Below are 18,368 nucleotides of genomic sequence, written 5' to 3' on the forward strand. Positions count from 1 at the left end.
CCCAGACTCGGTTTATTTTATATGAACATAAAAGTTCAAAGAACAACTGAAGACAAATTAACTGTCTTTTCGCTTATAAGAAATCATTACTCCAAGGATCGTTCCCACAAAACCAAATAAGATTGTTAGTAATGAAGAAGTCTCACCTGTATTTGGTAACATAGTTTGTTCATCGTTACCTACTGTCTTATCTAATTGATTAAATCCTGAGCTCTCATTTGTAGATAACAGTTTAGGGGATAGAGAAAGTTCCTCGTTCTTTTTAGCTTCTATAGGTTTTTTAAATGGTGGATTGTCGATAGAGAATCGGAAAGTCATCGCATAAATACTAGAATTGCTAATCTCAAAAATAATCTTTCCATCTTTTTGTTCGAATTCAATAGTGTGTAGTTTTCCTTCTGGATCTACAGCATAAACATTCTCAACAGACTGATCCATAGCAAAAGTAACTAGGACTTTTCCGTTAGGCTGAACAGTTCTAGCAGCTGTATCCTTTAATTGAATATCAAATGCTTTATAGTTTAATGAACTTAGATCACTAACTTGAACTTCTTGAATTTGAACACCTATCACATTTTCCAATACTTCTTCTGAAGCTTGAATTTGCACACTTCCTGCTTCATTTTTGAAAATACGTTGTGAACTAGCAATTCTTGTGATAACTTGTTTCATTGTTGCTTCATTCTTACTATCTCTATTGTTATCATGCATAGGACTTGCTACCACACTCACTTCGCCTGTTGAGTTCTGTTTTTCAACTATTGGGGCCGATTCTTCTGATATTGCTAATGAACCCTTATATTCTGGCATTTCTAGTATAGGAGATTCAGTGAAAGGAACTCCACCTGTATAGTCTGAAAGATGATGGACCTCAGCATCCGCACCATTAACCCCGCCTCTAAACTCTGGCTTAGCTACGGTAGGAACTGGAAAATCACCTAATGTGGATAGAATACCGCTATACTCTGGAACTTCTGTAGCAATAGATTCGCTTCCATTCACTCCACCTTTAAACTCTGGCTTAGCTACGGTAGGAGCTGCAAAGTCACCAGATGTACCTAAAATACCAGAATCTTCTTTTCCACTATCTTTTTTTGGATCTAATTTCCCAGCTAAATCCTTATCCGAATCCTTCTTAGAAGGTTCCACTTCTTTATCTTCCACATAGACAGGATCTTTTGGTTGACCCTCAATATAAGAACGAACCCATTCCAGCTGCTCTTTTGATAAAACCAAACCACCACTGCGACTTCCTACAACACCATTTTGGTGAACTCCAATTAAAGCACCTTTATCGTTATAAAGACCACCACCAGATGCTCCAGGTTTCGTACCTCCATAGCTAATTCCCTCTATTCCAGAACCGAAGTCTGTAGTTCCTACTACTTTGCTATCTAAAACTGGACTTAGCTTGTTATCTGGAAAACCATAGACCGAAACTGAATCTCCCTCTGCAACTTTCGAAGATTGTTTTACAACCTCTACAGGAGTTACTCCTTTTACTGCTTCTTTTAACCGAACCAAAGCTAAGTCATTTTTAAAGCCAAATACAGAGTCTTTCTTATTCCAATAAACAATATCATCATCTGAAAAATTCACAGACAACCCATTCGGTAAAGTTGCTTTATACACTGTATTGGTACGACCAGATTTAGTAACTACCTCAGAACCTTTAACTGTTAAGAAATTATGAGCGACTGTTAACACCAAATTGGGTGCAATTAAAGTACCTGACCCCGACCCATCTGGCGTTTGAATATGCGTTGTAGCATAGAAATTTTCTGAACCATTCGGAGCTTGTAACACCTCTTTACTAGGCACAGGTAAGTCCGATTTACCACTTAAATCAACTTTACCAACTTCCGTTCTTGCAAAATCCGAAGAAGAGGTAGATGGAGGAGTTACTGAATCTACTACCGCTCTTATAATTGTATTACCTAAAGCTAACTTACTGACATAGTCATCAGACCAACTTGTATCACTTGCTAGTTTGTTAATTGGCACTCCGTTATAGGATACCACTTTAGCTGTTGGGGAAGTTGCTATTAACTGTTTGAAATCTGGATTTTGTCTTAAATGAAAATTCAAACCACTTCCAACAGGACCTTCCTGAACAACCTTATCTGAAATCAAGCGAGTTCCTTTAGTATCTTCCACTCGAAGTAGAACACGACCTTTTTCTTCACCTTTTACTAAAGTAGCTCGACCTTTTTCATCAAAACTATACCAAGCACCGTCAATCTCAGACTCTACATCTTTTAAAGCTATATGATTTTCATCATAGTAGTAACGGTTTGCACCATCTATATACCAACCCTTTATACCATATTTATCAATCATAGAACGAATCCAAGCTCTGTGCTTGTCCGTAAAAATCGTACCACCCCCAATACGCTCACTCTCAGGGGCGCTTGAAGTATTGGTTCCGTGCTGGTGGATACCAACTACCTCTCCCTTATCATTAAACAAAGGAGCACCTGAAAAACCTCCTAAAGCTGAGGAATGATAAGTGACTGCACCACTCTCTTTATTGATACTGCTCACAGTTGTTGAGACTGAATAAGCCTTACCGTCTTTCAAGCGAGCTTTATTTTCTTTACTTAAATTTGGAGTAGAAAAATCATTGGGATATCCGACCATAGTGATTTTATCACCAGTAGAAACCTCTTTATGACTCAACTCTCTTGGAGAGTCCTCACCACCTGTCATAGCTTCTACAGGCTTTTTAGTTACCACTACTGCTAAGTCGTTGCTATAGTCTTTCCCAAAATCTTTTCCGTTATACAAGTGAATAGAGTCTTTTTCAAGAGCTTCTGATACCCCTGAAGTAGGTACTTTATTGCTTTTCTCCTTTTCCGAGTTCATTACAACATAACTACGAGCAGACTCCCCACCACGCAAGACCGCAGACTTATCCTCTTGGTTTTTATCATAGTAGTTATGAGCTACTGTTACCATCACATTCGGCGCTACAAAGACACCGCTACCTGATGCGGTTTGTTTTCCACTTGTTCCGCTATCATAAGTGGTATAAGTCATAGCAACACCTTCTGCAGATTTACTATGAACGTCCACATCGTGAATATCACTACCGCCTTGAATGACATCAGCAGAAACACCCCCGCCACCAATAATTGGTAACTCTGGTGCAGCTAAGCCAATCACTGCGGATAGTGTCAAACAACCAACCAAACCATAAGCTTTGGATTTACGAAATTTTCCTAAACCTTTTAAACACACAAACATACATTACCTCACTTTAACTTTCAAAATTAATTTATCCAAGTATATTCTAAAAAATAAAATATTACAGTTTCCATTAGCATAACATTCTCTACTTTGATTCTTACAATAAAAATAGCTATAGATTATTTTGTTCCTTTACAAATGCTAGTTAAGTACTGTATCTACAGGAATATCGTTTTTACAAGATATTATCCTAATGAGAAAACTATCTTATACATAAACTTATATATAAATGTTCATTTGTAGCGAAACTGTATATTTTCTTATAAATTATAACACATTTCACAGACGCTTTCCAATATCTTGAAAAAACTTATACCAAACTAGATAGCAAATGAATTGTTTTACACCAATGTCAAGAAAAAACTCATACTCAATGAAAATCAAAAAGCAAACTAGGAAGCTAGCCGCAGGTTGCTCAAGACACTGTTTTGAGCTTGCAGATAAAGCTGACGTAGTTTGAAGAGATTTTGGAAGAGTATGAATTTTAAAGTATATATGAACTAGAATATTTGCTGACTAGACTCTATACAAAAAGAGAGCTACTAGGCTCTCTCATTCATCACTTCACATACTTAAAAGGAATCTCACTGCCACAGAGCCAGTTGAAGACTTGGTCATTGACAAAAACATTCATGGCTTCATGGGCATACTCAGGCATGATACGATAGGCCTTATCGCAGGTCAGACGATTGTAAATCGCAAACTGGGTAATAGGGTAGCAAACATCGTCGTCCAAGCCCGTAATCATCTTGACCTCACCTTGAATGCGATGGGCAAGATTTTTCACATCGATATAGGCAAGGGTCGCCATGATTTCCTCCTCAGTTTCGTGGAAGGGATCGTGGAACTTGAAATATCGGAAAAGTTCGTCGTAGGCCTCGCTGGTATTGCCAATCTCAAGCACCCGTCTAAAATCTGACAAGAAGGGATAGATGGAAACTATTTTCTGAATCCGTGGATTGAGCGCTGCTGCAACCAAGGCTAGAGCACCACCTTGTGAGGCACCATAACTTGAAAGTCGATTCTCATCTACCTGAGGTAGGCTAGCAATAATTTCAACCAACTGGTAAATATCCAGATAAACATCCTTATAAAAGAGGTGATCCCGACCTTCCACAGCACCACGGATAATATGCCCTTTCACCGTATTTCCAAGAGGAGAACGCAAACCGTCCTGTGAATAACCTGACTGTCCCCGCACATCCATGGAAACAACACCGTAACCAGCTACGGTGAATGCCAGCATGTCAGCCCAGTCCCATCCACGTCCCATATAACCATGGAAATGGAAGATTATAGGAACTTTATCCTCACTTTTTGGAAGAACGACACGCGCATAGACCTTGCCTTCATTGGTCCCTTCAAAGGTTAACTCATAGCACTTGACTTGGGGAATATGGAAATCTCTTTCCTCCAAATGGTAGGCTGGAAGAGTTGAAACTTTTTTCACCTCCTCATCCCAGAAAGCATCAAAGTCTTCTGGAACCTCATCCCTGCCTTTATAAGTCTTGATTTCTTCTAACAAAGCTGGATTTTTCATAGCATACTCCTTTTATTTTGTAATCGCTACCACCACTGTAGCATATCTAAGAAAGCAATGCAAGAAAGAAGGGTAATACTCTTCGAAAATCTCTTCAAACCACGTCAACGTCGCCTTGTCGTACTCAAGTACAGCCTTCGGCTAGTTTCCTAGTTTGCTCTTTGATTTTCATTGAGTATAATATAGAAAGTGAATTTAGATTTTATTTCTTCAAACCTACTGACTGAAAGTCTAATAAATTGAATCTAGAATAGTACCAATCAACTTCTAAAGTATTTTTAGAAATTAATGTGAATGCCCCAGTTGATTTGTCTACAGCTTATCTCGATATACTATAGTTTCAATGGAGATTGAATAGAGAATCACACACCACAAAGCGAGGTAACATCATGAAAGCAATAGGTACGCAAATATTACAGACAAACCGTTTAATCTTGAGAAGATTTGTGGAGAGTGATGCGGAAGCCATGTTTCAAAATTGGGCTACGTCTGCTGAGAATATGACCTATGTTACTTGGAATCCCCATCCTGATGTTGAGGTCACTCGAAACTCGATTCGTAATTGGGTTGCTTCCTATGCCAATCCCAACTATTACAAATGAGCCATTTACCTCAAAGAAAACCCAGAGCAAGTGATAGGAGATATCAGCATCATTGAGATGAATGAGGATGATTCCAGTTGTGAAATTGGCTATGTTTTAGGAAAAAACTATTGGAGTCGTGGTCTTATGACAGAGGCCTTGAAAGCTATCTTAGACTTCTGTTTTACTCAAGCAGATTTTCAAAAAGTCAAAGCACGATATGCCAGTCTCAACCCAGCTTCAGGTCGTGTCATGGAGAAGGCTGGAATGTCCTATCTAAAGACTGTTGCAAATGGGGTAGAGAGAAAAGGCTATATTGCGAACCTTATTTATTATCAGATAAGCGGAGAAGACAGATAATCTTAAAATTTATTGCTTATCCGCTGTTCTTATTTTTTATTTACTATTTCATTTATCCTCTTTTTTCCGAATAAATAGATAGAACCATCGAATCTAGCAAAATTAGATTTTAAAATATGGTATAATAGAAGGAGGGAATGGATGATTCTCAGACATCCGGGCATCAGCCCAACCAATGATTTGGTTGCTAAGAAAATCTTTAGCAATCCAGAAATCACTTGTCAATTTATACGCGATATGTTGGACTTGCCAGCAAAAAATGTGACCATTTTGGAGGGAAGCAATATTCATGTCTTACCTTCCCTGCCCTACTCGGCTCAGGATTTTTACACTAGTATAGACGTTTTGGCAGAGTTGGACAATGGAACACAGGTTATTATCGAAATACAAGTACATCATCAGAATTTTTTCATCAATCGCTTGTGGGCTTATCTATGTAGTCAGGTCAATCAGAATCTTGAGAAAATTCGCCAACGTGAAGGTGACACCCACCAGAGTTACAAGCATATCGCTCCTGTTTACGCCATTGCAATTGTGGACAGCAACTACTTCCAAGATGACTTGGCTTTTCACAGCTTTAGTATGCGCGAGGACACGACAGGTGAGGTCTTAACTATCACAAACAATGGACAGGAACACCATCTAGTCAAGATGGCATTCTTGGAACTCAAAAAATACAGAGAAACCAGCAAAGATAAGGTTCGCAAACCGTGGTTGGAGTTTTTTGGGAATAAACCCTTTACTCAGGAACCCGAGCGAGCCATCAGCCAGGCAGACCAACTGCTGGACTACAAGAGCTGGTCCGAGGAGGACAGGAAGATGTTTAGTCAACTACGTATGCGAGAAGAACAAGCCTTGTTAGCGCAGGACTATGCCTTGGAACAAGCTAGGGCAGAAGGGATTGAACAGGGACTGGAGCGTGGAAAAGTTGAAGGAAGTTTGTCTATGCTACTAAATCTAGTCCGTCAAGGTCTTTTGCCTTCTGAAGTTGCCAGTCAACAGTTGGGTATGACTGTCTCTGAGTTTGAAGAACTATTGAAAGAGCATCATAAATAAGAACTAAAAAATATAGAGAAACCAGCAAAGATAATATTCGCAAGCCGTGGTTGGAGTTTTTGTAAATCATTTAATCAATGACAGATTTTTCCGTAATAGATGGAAGAATCTGTTTTTTTAGTTATGCTAGATGTGGGCTCTGAAATAGTAAGATATAGTGTATTGAAATAAGATATGAACAAAGAAATTAAGAAAGTCAAATTATAGTCAAATGAAATAAAAACTGAACAAATTGATTGCGGAATTTAAACTAATTTCTAACAATATTTTAGAAAACTCTGTGGACTATTCCAGATTCAATCTACTATAATTTCTAGAAATTTTTTAGAATCCGCAGTGTGCTATTTTAGATTCAATAAATTGTGCTTTTAGAAACAAAAAAAAAGAGCATTTTCGCCCTTTTTCTCCTGTTCAATCTTAATTTTTTGCTTCTTTCTTTTGGAAAGTGGTTTTGTAATTTACTTTAATCGTTACTGTCATGTGAGAGTCCTCGTTTCTTTTTGATGACTCTAGTATAAAGGCCAAACCTGAAAGCTAGCTTAAGATTTCCTTAGAGAAAGCTTATACTCAATGAAAATCAAAGAGCAAACTAGGAAACTAGCCGCAGGCTGTACTTGAGTACGGCAAGGCGAAGTTAACGTGGTTTGAATTTGATTTTCGAAGAGTATTAATCTAAATGTTCTTTCTTTTCCAAGTGAAGGGCAATCATGCGCCATTCTGGATCCTCTTGCCAGCCTTCAATAGAACTAATGTAGCTAGCAACCTTTCTGGCTTCTTCTAAAATCGGAAAATCTTCGATAATATCAGCCACTTGGAATTCTGGAAGGCCTGACTGTCTGGTTCCAAAAATCTCACCTGAACCACGCATTTTCAAATCTTCCTCCGCAAGGACAAATCCATTGGTCGTTTCTGTCATGATGCGCATGCGGTCTTTCCCAGAATCCGTCTTAGGATTGGCAACTAACACAGCATAGGACTGCTTGTCCCCCCGACCGACACGACCTCTGAGCTGGTGAAGTTGGCTAAGCCCGAAGCGATCGGCATCCATGATAATCATAACAGTCGCATTAGGAACATTGACCCCAACCTCAATAACCGTTGTCGAAACCAGAATATCCGTTTTTCGCTCTTTGAAATCCTGCATTATCTGGTCTTTTTCGTCACTCTTCATCTTACCATGTAGAAGAGCCACTTCTGCCTTACCTGCAAAATGAGCCGTCAACTCTTCTGATAAGGCAATGGCATTTTTCAAATCCAGAGCTTCTGATTCTTCAATCAAGGGAGAGATGACATAGGCTTGAGAACCTTTTTGGATTTCCCCCTCTAACCAAGTCAAGACCTGAGGTAATTGCTCATGCTTGATCCAACGTGTCACAATGGGTTTCCGACCCGCAGGCATCTGGTCGATAATGGAAACATCCATATCTCCAAAGGCTGTGATGGCCAAGGTTCGTGGGATGGGAGTCGCCGTCATCATGAGAACATCTGGGTTGTCCCCTTTTTCCCGTAAAATACGCCTTTGCCCCACACCAAAACGGTGCTGCTCATCGATGATAATCAAACCAAGGCGAGCATAATCCACCCCATCCTGAATCAGAGCGTGGGTTCCGATAATCAAATCAGCTTCACCCTTGGCAATAGTCTCCAAGACTTCTCTCTTTTCTGTCGACTTCAAGGAACCTATCAAGAGAGCCAGTTTCAAGTCTGGAAAAAGGTTCTGTAAACTCTCAAAATGTTGCTCTGCTAGAATCTCTGTTGGCACCATGAGGGCTGCCTGGTAGCCAGCTGTCACTGTCGCAAACATGGCTAAGCCAGCAACCACAGTTTTTCCACTCCCCACATCCCCTTGTAGGAGACGATTCATGTGGTAATCCGACTTCATGTCGGTCAAAATTTCCTGCAAACTCTTTTCCTGAGCTTGGGTCAGGGCAAAAGGCAGCCTTTCTTTGACTTCTGTCACTTTTTCCTGAGACCAATCCAGAACCAGACCGCTTCCCTGAACTCTATTTTCAGACTTAAGCATCTGCAATTGCATTTGGAAGTAAAAGAGTTCCTCAAACTTGATACGGCGAAGGGCCTGCTTGTATTCTGCCAGATTCTTAGGAAAATGCATAGCGCGAACGGCCTGACAACGGGACATGAGTTTGTATTTGTCCAGCAAAGACTGGGGAAGATTTTCCTCTATCAAGAGGTCCAGCCCCTGATCAAAGGCCGTTTTGATGACCTTGACCAGACTGGCCTGACTGATTCCCTGAGCCAGACGATAGACAGGTTGGAGGTCATCTTCCACCTGAGCTAGGACCTTCATCCCAGTCAGACTAGCCTTGGCGCGGTCCCATTTTCCAAAGACAGCAAGGGTTGCTCCCAACTCTATCTTGTCTGCTAGATAGGGTTGGTTAAAGAAATTCACCGCAAAAACAACTTCTCCCTGCTTAAGACTAAAGCGCAGGCGATTGCGCTTGAAACCATAATACTGAACACTGGCAGGAGTCACGACTTGACCAGATAGGACTGCCTTCTCCCCGTCCTCTAGTTCCAATACTTGCTTAGTTTTGAAATCTTCATAACGGAAAGGAAAGTAGAGCAAGAGATCTTGCAAATTTTCAATTCCTAGTTTGGCGTATTTTTCTGCTGACTTTGGTCCCACACCAGGTAAGACATGCAAGGATTGATGTAGATTCATGCTCCACTCCTTTCTTCTTTAATAATATTCTCTCGAAATGCGATCGCTGAGGAGACAAACCACTTCATAGTTAATAGTTCCACGGTAGGTCGCTACCTGAGTAGCTGTGATCTCCTTGCCCCCATTAGAACCAATGAGGGTGACTTTTGTTCCTAAGGGATAAGTCTTAGGCAGACGAATGGTGATTTGGTCCATAGAAACCCGCCCAACGATTGGGCAAGCTTGGCCATCTACCAAGACAGAAAAATTCTGCATGTCTCGTGTCCATCCATCCGCATAGCCGATTGGAACAGTCGCGATGACTTGCTCGCTATCTGCCTGATAGGTCGCTCCATAGCCCATGCAAGCTCCAGCTGAAACTGTCTTGACATGGACCAGAGCAGATTCCAAGGTCAAGGATGGTTTCAAGTCATAGGGCAAGTCCAAGACCTCTCCGCTAGGGTTAAGACCATACATAGCATCTCCCATACGAACCGCATTGAAAATAGTCTCTGCATGCCAAAGGGTCGTTGCAGAATTGCTAGCATGAACCAAGTCTGGAAGACCTTTCATACTAGCTAAAATAGTTTTAAACCGTTCTAACTGGGCATTAAAGTAGTCATCTGATTCCTCGTCTGCAGTAGCAAAGTGGGTAAAAATCCCTTCAACACAAGCACCGTGTTGTTGGAGCAAGTCTTGAGCCTGCTCAGCTTCACTAGCCTCTATAAAACCAATACGTCCCATCCCTGAGTCAATCTTAAGGTGGACTGTCAATCCAGTTAGGTCAGCTTCCTTATCTAAGAGTGCTTGAATCCACTCCAGTCCAGCCACAGTCAAGGTGATGTCGTATTCTTTAGCAAGAGAAACAGCTTCGATTTCAGAAACTCCTAAAATGAGGATTCGCTTGCTGAGTCCAGCTTGTCTGAGTTCAATGGCTTCATCAATATTCGAAACGCAAAAGCCATCAACATCATCTTGAATAGCCGTCGAAACTGCAATAGCCCCATGCCCATAGGCATTAGCCTTGACTACTGCAAATTTGAGCGTCCCTTCAGGGATATGAGCCCCCATTTGTTGAATATTTTGTCGAATAGCTCCCAGATGAATCAGAGCCTTGGTTGGTCTATGCGGACTAGCTTTCATGATTTTCCTCCAAAATGACACTGGCTGTCACAAACTGATCTGTATGGCTGATAGACAGCCAAATCTTTCCTGAAAATGGTGCCTGACTAAAATAAGGCGCCCCGCGTTCATTGTTCAAGACTTCCAAATCTTGAAAACCGAGCTTGCCAATACCAGTTCCCATGGCCTTGGAAAAGGCCTCCTTAGCCGACCAGCGACCAGCCAAATATTCGATTTGTCTGCGCCCTTTTAGACTGGTGAAGCGCTCCATTTCCTTAACGGTCAGCACGCGCTTGGCAAATCCTTCATGTCGTGTAACTGCGCTTTTTATAGAAGCCAATTCTTCAATGTCAATTCCGTGTCCAACTATCATTCTCATCAAAAGGAGTTGAGATTCCCCCAACTCCATCCTTTTCACTTATTTTGTCAAGGTAGCATAAATCTCTTCTACCAAGGCCTCTGTATTTTCCCAACCCAAGCAAGGATCTGTAATAGAGCAACCAAAGACCTCTGGTTGATTTTGACGACCATCTGCTAGGTAAGATTCAATCATAAAGCCTCGAACTGTCTTTTTGATTTTCTCGTTCCAATCACGATTTTGCAAGGTCTGGCGAACAATCCGAATTTGCTCCATATATTGCTTTCCTGAGTTATCATGGTTGGTATCAATGAGGATAAAGGGATTTTCAAGTCCCATGGCTTCATAGCGCTCAATGGCATTTAGCAAAGTTTCATAGTAAAAGTTAGGCTCATTTTTCCCATATTCATTAACTGCTCCACGAAGGATGACGTGGGCCAAGGGATTTCCTGAAGTCTCCACTTCTTGACCATGGAAGAGGAAGGTTTGTTTGTTCTGAGCGGCATAGATACCGTTAAACATGACTCCAAGATTTCCTGAGGTTGGATTTTTCATCCCCACTGGTGCATCAATCCCTGAGGCTACAAAGCGGTGCTCTTGGTCTTCCACAGAACGAGCTCCTACAGCATGGTAGCTGACCAAGTCATCCACCAAGACCAGATTTGACGGATAAAGCATCTCATCTGCCGTTGTCAAACCAGTCTCTGTAATCACGCGGTAGTGCAACTGGCGCACAGCCTGCAAGCCGTTAATCAAACTTGGAGCCTTAGAGGTATCTGGCTGATGTACCAAGCCTTTATAGCCGTCTCCGTTTGTACGAGGTTTAGCTGTATAAACACGCATAACCATGAAAATCTTGTCCGCTACCTTCTTTTGCAAGGCGGATAAACGGCGGGCATATTCCAAGACAGCCTCTTCATTATCAGAAGAGCAAGGACCAATCACCAAAAGGATCCGGTCATCTTCTCCTGAAATGATGTCTGCCAATTCTCTATCACGGCGCTCCTTTAGTCGCAAGGCTTCCGCAGACAATTGGGTTTCTGCCTTGATTGCTTCAATATCGATTTCTTGACCTTTTTCAATAAATGCCATCTTATTCTCCTAGCGTTTGGTAGATTTCTCTGACAAGGGCTTCCGTATTTTCCCAGCCAAGGCAAGGGTCTGTGATAGACTTGCCAAATACTTCCGGTTCGTTTTGACGGCCGTCTTCTAGATAAGACTCAATCATAAAGCCACGAACGTACTGCTTGATTTTTTCATTCCAATCACGATTAATTAAGGTCTGGCGGACAATTCGAATTTGGTCCATATGTTGCTTACCAGAATTGTCATGATTGGTATCGACGATGATAAAAGGATTTTCCAAGCCCATTTTCTCATACTGGGCAATGGTATCCATCAAATTATCATAGTAGTAGTTAGGAATATTCTTACCATACTCATTGATTGCTCCACGAAGAATGGCGTGCGAAAGCGGGTTCCCAGTTGTTTCCACTTCTTTTCCTAGGAAAAGGAAACTCTGTTTGTTTTGAGCAGCATAAATCCCATTAAACATGACATTGAGATTTCCAGAGGTTGGATTTTTAAAACCAGTCGCGAAATCTGCCCCGCTTGCCACAAAGCGGTGTTGCTGGTCTTCAACCGAACGAGCACCAACCGCCATGTAAGAAATCAAATCATCCACAAGCGGAAGATTTTCAGGATAAAGCATTTCATCAGCTGTTGTCATGCCTGTTTCTGTGATAACACGATAGTGAAGATGGCGAACAGCTTTGATTCCGTTGATAAGACTAGGCGCTTCTGTCGCATTAGGTTGGTGAATCAAGCCCTTGTAACCATCTCCGTTAGTACGAGGTTTGGCTGTATAAACACGCATGACCATAAAGATACGGTCTGCCACTTCTTCTTGCAAAGCTGCCAAACGCTTAGCGTACTCAAGGACAGCTTCTTCATTATCAGATGAGCATGGCCCGATTACCAAGAGAATCCGTTGGTCTTCTCCACGTATAATGGCTTCTAGTTCTTGATCACGCTGAGATTTTCTCTCCAAAGCTTGGCCTTCTAATTTTGATAAGGCACGAACTTCTTCAATATTAATTTTAGGACTTTTTGCTGTAAATACCATAACTCATCTCCTTATAAATCAAACGGATACCAAGTAAAAATTTACTTTTCACAAGGTATCCGCCTCTAAACTATCTCATTTTATTGTCTTTTACCGTGACAGTTTTTAAACTTCTTACCAGAACCACATGGGCAAAGTTCATTCCGTCCAATCTGACTCAAATCCAGATTTTCAGGCATATTTGCTTGGTGGGCAGCGATATTACGAGTCGCTGTTGTACTGATATGGTGTTCTGCTTGTGGTCTTTCTTGTTCATGAATTTGTGCTTTCATCATCAAACGTGTCACATCAAACTCAATCGAACCAATCATATCATTAAACATACGGAAACCTTCTGCCTGATACTCAACAACTGGGTTGTTCTGAGCATAACCACGAAGTCCAACCGCATTACGCAATTGATCGAGGGCATCGATATGATCTGTCCACTTGTTATCTACCACTCGTAGAATCAAAACTTTTTGGAATTCTTTAACTGCTTCTTCATCGCGTAGTTTTGAAACCTGACTATCGTAAACTTGCAAGGCACGTTGGAAGAGTTCTTCCTTAATAGCCTTATCAGACAAACCTGACAAGTCTTCGATTGAAATCGAATCTTCTGGAAGCAAGTTGTACTTAGCAAAGTTCAAAATTGCTTCTAGTTTTTCATCTTGTTTCGCACGCGCATGACCATCAACGACACGACCAATCGTGCGTTTGATCATAGCCTGAATTTCAGGTGCCAAGTCACGATCTGCAGTGATAACGTCGTAACGTTGAGCGTAGATAATCTCGCGTTGTTCACGCATGACATCATCGTATTGAAGGACTTGTTTACGGGTATCGTAGTTATTTCCTTCGACACGTTTTTGTGCTGCTTCCACCTGACGTGTCAACATACGAGACTCAATGGCCTCCTCAGACATGTTCAAGCGTTCAAAGATTCCCTTCAAGCGTTCAGAACCAAAACGTTTCATCAAATCATCTTCAAGAGATAGGTAGAATTGTGACTCACCTGGGTCTCCTTGACGACCTGAACGTCCACGAAGCTGGTTATCGATACGACGGCTTTCATGACGTTCTGTACCAATCACACAAAGTCCACCCAATTCGCGAACCCCTTCACCAAGCTTGATGTCGGTACCACGACCGGCCATGTTGGTTGCGATAGTAACAGCACCACGTTGACCAGCATTCATGATGATTTGGGCTTCTTTATAGTGGTTTTTGGCATTCAAGACTTCGTGAGGAACACCAGCTGCAACCAATTTCTTAGAAATGTAATCACTAGTTTCAACCGCTACTGTACCAACCAAGACAGGCTGACCTTTTTGGTAACGAGCCTTAACGTCTTCGACAACCGCCTTAAACTTAGCCTCGATACTTGCATAAAGAAGGTCTGAGTGGTCAATACGTTGAACAGGACGGTTGGTTGGGATTGGAATAACACGAATGTTGTAAATTTCACGGAATTCTTCTTCCTCAGTCTTACCTGTACCCGTCATACCAGACAATTTCTTGTACATACGGAAAAGGTTTTGGTAAGTGATTGAGGCAGATGTCTTGGTTTCATCCTGGATTGGCACACCTTCTTTAGCTTCAATAGCTTGGTGCAAGCCATCAGAATAACGACGACCTTCCATGGTACGACCTGTAAATTGGTCAACGATCAAGATTTCTTGCTCTTCGCTCACCACATAGTCAATATCGAGAAGCATGATGTAGTTGGCACGAAGGGCATTATCGATAAAGTGAGTCAAAGCTACGTTTTCGATATCATAGAGGTTTTCAAGCTTGAAGTAGCTTTCAGCCTTGTCAATCCCTGAATCAGACAAACCAATAGTTTTAGACTGCACATCGATGATGTAGTCGTCTTTGTCCAAAGATTTTACATAGTGGTCTGCCATGTGATAGAGCTGACTAGTTTCAACCGCATTAGCACCTGATACGATCAAAGGTGTACGGGCCTCGTCAATCAAGATAGAGTCAACCTCATCGACCAAGGCATAGTTAAGCGGGCGTTGTACCATGTTTTCAGCACGAACGACCATGTTATCACGAAGATAGTCAAATCCGATTTCTGAGTTAGTTGAGTAAGTAATATCACACTCATAGGCTTCTTTTTTCTCCATTGGAGATTTGGCAGCCAAGTTAATCCCTACTGACAAGCCAAGCCATGAGTACAATTCACCCATTTCAGTCGCGTCACGTTCTGACAGATATTCATTGACCGTAACTACGTGAACCCCTTTACCTGAAAGGGCATTGAGGTATACGGGCATAGTCGCAGTCAAGGTTTTTCCTTCCCCTGTACGCATCTCTGGCACGTCACCATGGTGAAGAACGATTCCCCCCATGACCTGAACCTTATATGGGAAGAGGCCTAGGACACGTTTGGCACCCTCACGGACAACCGCAAATGCTTCATAAAGCAATGAATCCAGTGATTCTCCATTTTGATAACGTTCTTTAAATTCAACTGTTTTTGCTTTTAGTTGGTCATCTGTCAAAGCAGCCATTTGGTCTTCGTATTTGAAAACCTTGTCAGCCATCTTTTCCAGACGACGGATTTCTCCTTTATCATTTTCGATAATTGTTTTTAAAATATTAGCCATGTTTTTCCTTACTTTAAATTCCGAATATTTTAGAATGTTCTTTTAATTTTAGCACAATTACTGATTATTTTCAAGGAAGAATCCCCATTTTGAAAAGGAAAAAGAGGCTAGTTTCCAAGCTAACCTCTCTGACTTTTATGATGATTTAATTGCCAACAAAAATCGGCAAAATCGCAAATAGGATAAATAGATTTATCCAAAGAGAAAAACAGCAGATCAATCCAAAAACAAAGAGACTGACTTTCTTGGACAGCAAGGCCATCAAAATAGACAGAATACCAAAAACTAGTAAAACTTTCTGCATGATTAAGAGATTGATAGATATTCCCAGAACTGGTTTATCCCAAGGAACAAAGAAGAAAGCCAGCCAGATCAACAGAACTAAACCAATATAGACCTTAGAATAGCGTGTAATAAATGATTTTAGATGTTCCATAAGCCACCTCCTACAAATAGAAAGTAATATAATAATCAATGAAAATCAAAGAGCAAACTAGGAAACTAGCCGCAGGCTGTACTTGAGTACGGCAAGGCGACGTTGACGTGGTTTGAAGAGATTTTCGAAGAGTATAAATCAATGCCTTCCACCGTTAGACTCCCCTAGTTCTCGTCTCAAGCGAAACATGTTTTTGAAAAAGATATAGGTTAACCAGTCACTGCCTAGAGATAAGACTATCAGAAGCAACCAAACACCCCAATCACTAGCATCTGATACATAATCTAGAACAAAAGTGAAAAATAAGAATGAAAAAATTGTCATATCCATGCTAAACAGAGCTAAAAGAGAAATATAAATCCAGTAAAAATAGTAGAAGATGGGGAAAATTTTACTGTTTCTGTCAGCATTGTCTATCCAATAGAAAAAATATAAACAAGGAAATAAGAGTATCAAATGAAACCAATTAAACGACAGTTTCATCATCGACACCTCCTCTTTAAAATTGTTTTCTTTAGTTTCGTTCTATTAAATGTTATTACCAATATAAATCAATGCTTGCCGCCTTTAGACTTCCCTAGCTCCCGTCTCAAGCGAAGCATTTTTTTGAAAAAGATATAGGTTAACCAAGAACTGGAAAAAGCAATAAGTAGTAATAATAGCCAAATGCCCCAAGACTTGATGTCTGCCACATTTCTCAAGACGATATTGAAAAACAGAACTGAAATAACTGTCCAAGCAAGGCTAAAAAGAGCATAGAGGGTGATGTAAATCCAGTAAAAATAGTAAAAAATCGGGAAAAATTTACTATCTCTATTAGCCTTTTCAATCCAGCTGAAAAAGTAAAACCAGGGTAATAAGATTAACAATTTAAACAAATGTTTCATCACCAGCCCCCTCTTTTTGATAGCGTTTTCTTTACCTTCATTCTATCAAAAAAATCTGGAAATGTCATTCCAGATTCTACTTTTTTATTTACGTTTTCTTGCGATGAGATGGATTGGTGTTCCCTCAAAAACAAAGGCCTTGCGGATTTGATTTTCCAAGAAGCGCAGGTAAGAAAAGTGCATAAGCTCTTCTTCGTTGACAAAGATAACAAAGGTTGGTGGTTTGGTTGCCACTTGGGTCGCATAGAAAATCTTAAGACGTTTTCCTTTGTCTGTCGGTGTTGGGTTGATGGCAATGGCATCCATGATGACATCGTTCAAGACAGCTGATGGAATACGTGTGTTTTGACTTTCACTGATTTGTTTGATCATCTCAGGAAGTTTGTGGAGACGTTGCTTGGTCAAAGCTGATACAAAGATAATCGGTGCGTAAGGCAGGTATTGGAACTGCTCACGGATATCTTCTTCCCAGTTTTTCATAGTGTGGTTGTCTTTTTCAAGTGTATCCCACTTGTTGACCACGATAATCATCCCTTTACCAGCTTCATGGGCAAATCCTGCGATACGCTTGTCGTATTCACGAATACCCTCTTCCGCATTGATGACCATCAAGACCACATCTGAACGATCAATAGCTCGCATAGCGCGCATGACAGAGTATTTCTCGGTATTTTCATAAACTTTACCAGACTTACGCATACCAGCCGTATCAATCATGGTAAACTCTTGACCATCTGTATCTGTAAAGTGGGTATCAATAGCGTCACGCGTTGTTCCAGCAACTGGACTGGCAATGACACGGTCTTCTCCCAAAATAGCGTTAATCAAGCTTGATTTTCCGACATTAGGACGACCAATCAGGCTAAACTTAATGACATCTGGGTTTTCTTCTTCATATTCATTTGGAAGATTTTCTACAATAGCGTCTAGCACATCCCCTGTACCGATACCATGGACAGATGAGATAGGCAGCGGTTCACCCAAACCGAGAGCATAGAAATCATAGATATCATTTCGCATCTCAGGGTTGTCCACCTTGTTAACCGCGAGGATAACTGGTTTGTGGGTCTTATAAAGTTTACGGGCTACGTATTCGTCTGCATCGGTAATCCCTTCCTTACCAGACACGACAAAGACGATAACATCTGCTTCTTCCATGGCAATTTCTGCCTGGTGCTTGATTTGTTCCATGAAAGGAGCATCGACATCATCGATCCCTCCTGTATCAATCATGCTAAAGGAACGATTGAGCCACTCACCCGTTGCATAGATACGGTCACGTGTCACTCCTTCGACATCTTCTACAATGGAGATTCGCTCACCAGCGATCCGATTAAATAGGGTTGATTTCCCAACATTGGGACGTCCTACAATGGCAATAGTTGGTAGGGCCATAAT

General features: G+C 41.1%; 13 protein-coding genes and 1 pseudogene. 2 read left to right on the forward strand and 12 right to left on the reverse strand.

The window, feature by feature from the left end:
• Positions 1–57: 57 nt before the first annotated feature.
• Entirely contained in the window at positions 58–3,246 is a 3,189-nt protein-coding gene (locus tag N8M20_RS02695; RefSeq protein ID WP_261078985.1) for an SIALI-17 repeat-containing surface protein, read from the reverse strand.
• A 562-nt stretch (positions 3,247–3,808) separates the two neighbouring features.
• Entirely contained in the window at positions 3,809–4,789 is a 981-nt protein-coding gene (locus N8M20_RS02700) for an acetylxylan esterase (protein ID WP_261078986.1), read from the reverse strand.
• Positions 4,790–5,178: 389 nt separating this feature from the next.
• Between N8M20_RS02700 and N8M20_RS02705 the strand changes: the two are divergent.
• Together N8M20_RS02705 and N8M20_RS02710 are read left to right on the forward strand one after the other, a co-directional pair.
• A pseudogene (locus N8M20_RS02705) lies at positions 5,179–5,730 on the forward strand (GNAT family N-acetyltransferase).
• A gap of 141 nt (positions 5,731–5,871) precedes the next feature.
• Positions 5,872–6,786: an Rpn family recombination-promoting nuclease/putative transposase gene (locus N8M20_RS02710; RefSeq protein ID WP_261078987.1), complete on the forward strand. Its 915-nt coding sequence runs from the start codon at positions 5,872–5,874 to the stop codon at positions 6,784–6,786.
• A 667-nt stretch (positions 6,787–7,453) separates the two neighbouring features.
• Here N8M20_RS02710 and recG read toward each other — a convergent pair.
• From recG to der, 10 genes are all read right to left on the reverse strand, one after another.
• On the reverse strand, positions 7,454–9,469 hold the full coding sequence (recG, locus tag N8M20_RS02715; protein WP_261078989.1) for an ATP-dependent DNA helicase RecG: 2,016 nt from the start codon (positions 9,467–9,469) through the stop codon (positions 7,454–7,456).
• An 18-nt stretch (positions 9,470–9,487) separates the two neighbouring features.
• Positions 9,488–10,591, reverse strand: a complete 1,104-nt coding sequence (gene alr / locus N8M20_RS02720) for an alanine racemase (protein WP_261078990.1) — start codon at positions 10,589–10,591, stop codon at positions 9,488–9,490.
• The gene (gene acpS / locus N8M20_RS02725; protein WP_261079046.1) at positions 10,581–10,943 is read right to left on the reverse strand and encodes a holo-ACP synthase; all 363 of its coding nucleotides are present in this window, start codon (positions 10,941–10,943) and stop codon (positions 10,581–10,583) included. The genes alr and acpS overlap by 11 nt, the downstream gene beginning before the upstream one ends.
• A 45-nt stretch (positions 10,944–10,988) precedes the next feature.
• Positions 10,989–12,020 carry a 3-deoxy-7-phosphoheptulonate synthase gene (locus tag N8M20_RS02730; protein ID WP_000864041.1) on the reverse strand — a complete coding sequence of 344 codons (1,032 nt, stop codon included), beginning with the start codon at positions 12,018–12,020 and terminating at the stop codon, positions 10,989–10,991.
• A 1-nt stretch (position 12,021) separates the two neighbouring features.
• Complete coding sequence (locus N8M20_RS02735) at positions 12,022–13,053, reverse strand: 3-deoxy-7-phosphoheptulonate synthase (RefSeq protein WP_084927199.1); 1,032 nt, start codon at positions 13,051–13,053, stop codon at positions 12,022–12,024.
• Positions 13,054–13,133: 80 nt separating this feature from the next.
• A complete protein-coding gene (secA, locus tag N8M20_RS02740) occupies positions 13,134–15,647 on the reverse strand; it encodes a preprotein translocase subunit SecA (RefSeq protein ID WP_261074172.1) in 2,514 nt (837 codons plus the stop codon).
• A gap of 145 nt (positions 15,648–15,792) precedes the next feature.
• Positions 15,793–16,083, reverse strand: coding sequence for a SpeK protein (locus N8M20_RS02745; RefSeq protein ID WP_020903246.1), 291 nt, complete (start codon positions 16,081–16,083; stop codon positions 15,793–15,795).
• Between the two features lie 138 nt (positions 16,084–16,221).
• A complete protein-coding gene (locus tag N8M20_RS02750) occupies positions 16,222–16,569 on the reverse strand; it encodes a hypothetical protein (protein ID WP_261078991.1) in 348 nt (115 codons plus the stop codon).
• A gap of 65 nt (positions 16,570–16,634) precedes the next feature.
• Complete coding sequence (locus N8M20_RS02755; RefSeq protein ID WP_261078992.1) at positions 16,635–16,970, reverse strand: hypothetical protein; 336 nt, start codon at positions 16,968–16,970, stop codon at positions 16,635–16,637.
• An 84-nt stretch (positions 16,971–17,054) separates the two neighbouring features.
• On the reverse strand, positions 17,055–18,365 hold the full coding sequence (der, locus tag N8M20_RS02760; RefSeq protein WP_001207696.1) for a ribosome biogenesis GTPase Der: 1,311 nt from the start codon (positions 18,363–18,365) through the stop codon (positions 17,055–17,057).
• Positions 18,366–18,368: the final 3 nt, after the last annotated feature.

It is taken from the genome of Streptococcus mitis, from assembly GCF_946190275.1.
Lineage (GTDB): Bacteria > Bacillota > Bacilli > Lactobacillales > Streptococcaceae > Streptococcus > Streptococcus mitis_DC.

Coding starts and splice junctions, on each gene's coding strand:
- N8M20_RS02735 (WP_084927199.1), bottom strand. CDS start 13,053: ATGGTATTTACAGCAAAAAGTCCTAAAATTAATATTGAAGAAGTTCGT.
- N8M20_RS02745 (WP_020903246.1), bottom strand. CDS start 16,083: ATGGAACATCTAAAATCATTTATTACACGCTATTCTAAGGTCTATATT.
- secA (WP_261074172.1), bottom strand. CDS start 15,647: ATGGCTAATATTTTAAAAACAATTATCGAAAATGATAAAGGAGAAATC.
- N8M20_RS02710 (WP_261078987.1), top strand. CDS start 5,872: ATGATTCTCAGACATCCGGGCATCAGCCCAACCAATGATTTGGTTGCT.
- recG (WP_261078989.1), bottom strand. CDS start 9,469: ATGAATCTACATCAATCCTTGCATGTCTTACCTGGTGTGGGACCAAAG.
- N8M20_RS02750 (WP_261078991.1), bottom strand. CDS start 16,569: ATGATGAAACTGTCGTTTAATTGGTTTCATTTGATACTCTTATTTCCT.
- alr (WP_261078990.1), bottom strand. CDS start 10,591: ATGAAAGCTAGTCCGCATAGACCAACCAAGGCTCTGATTCATCTGGGA.
- N8M20_RS02700 (WP_261078986.1), bottom strand. CDS start 4,789: ATGAAAAATCCAGCTTTGTTAGAAGAAATCAAGACTTATAAAGGCAGG.
- N8M20_RS02755 (WP_261078992.1), bottom strand. CDS start 16,970: ATGAAACATTTGTTTAAATTGTTAATCTTATTACCCTGGTTTTACTTT.
- N8M20_RS02695 (WP_261078985.1), bottom strand. CDS start 3,246: ATGTTTGTGTGTTTAAAAGGTTTAGGAAAATTTCGTAAATCCAAAGCT.
- N8M20_RS02730 (WP_000864041.1), bottom strand. CDS start 12,020: ATGGCATTTATTGAAAAAGGTCAAGAAATCGATATTGAAGCAATCAAG.
- der (WP_001207696.1), bottom strand. CDS start 18,365: ATGGCCCTACCAACTATTGCCATTGTAGGACGTCCCAATGTTGGGAAA.
- acpS (WP_261079046.1), bottom strand. CDS start 10,943: ATGATAGTTGGACACGGAATTGACATTGAAGAATTGGCTTCTATAAAA.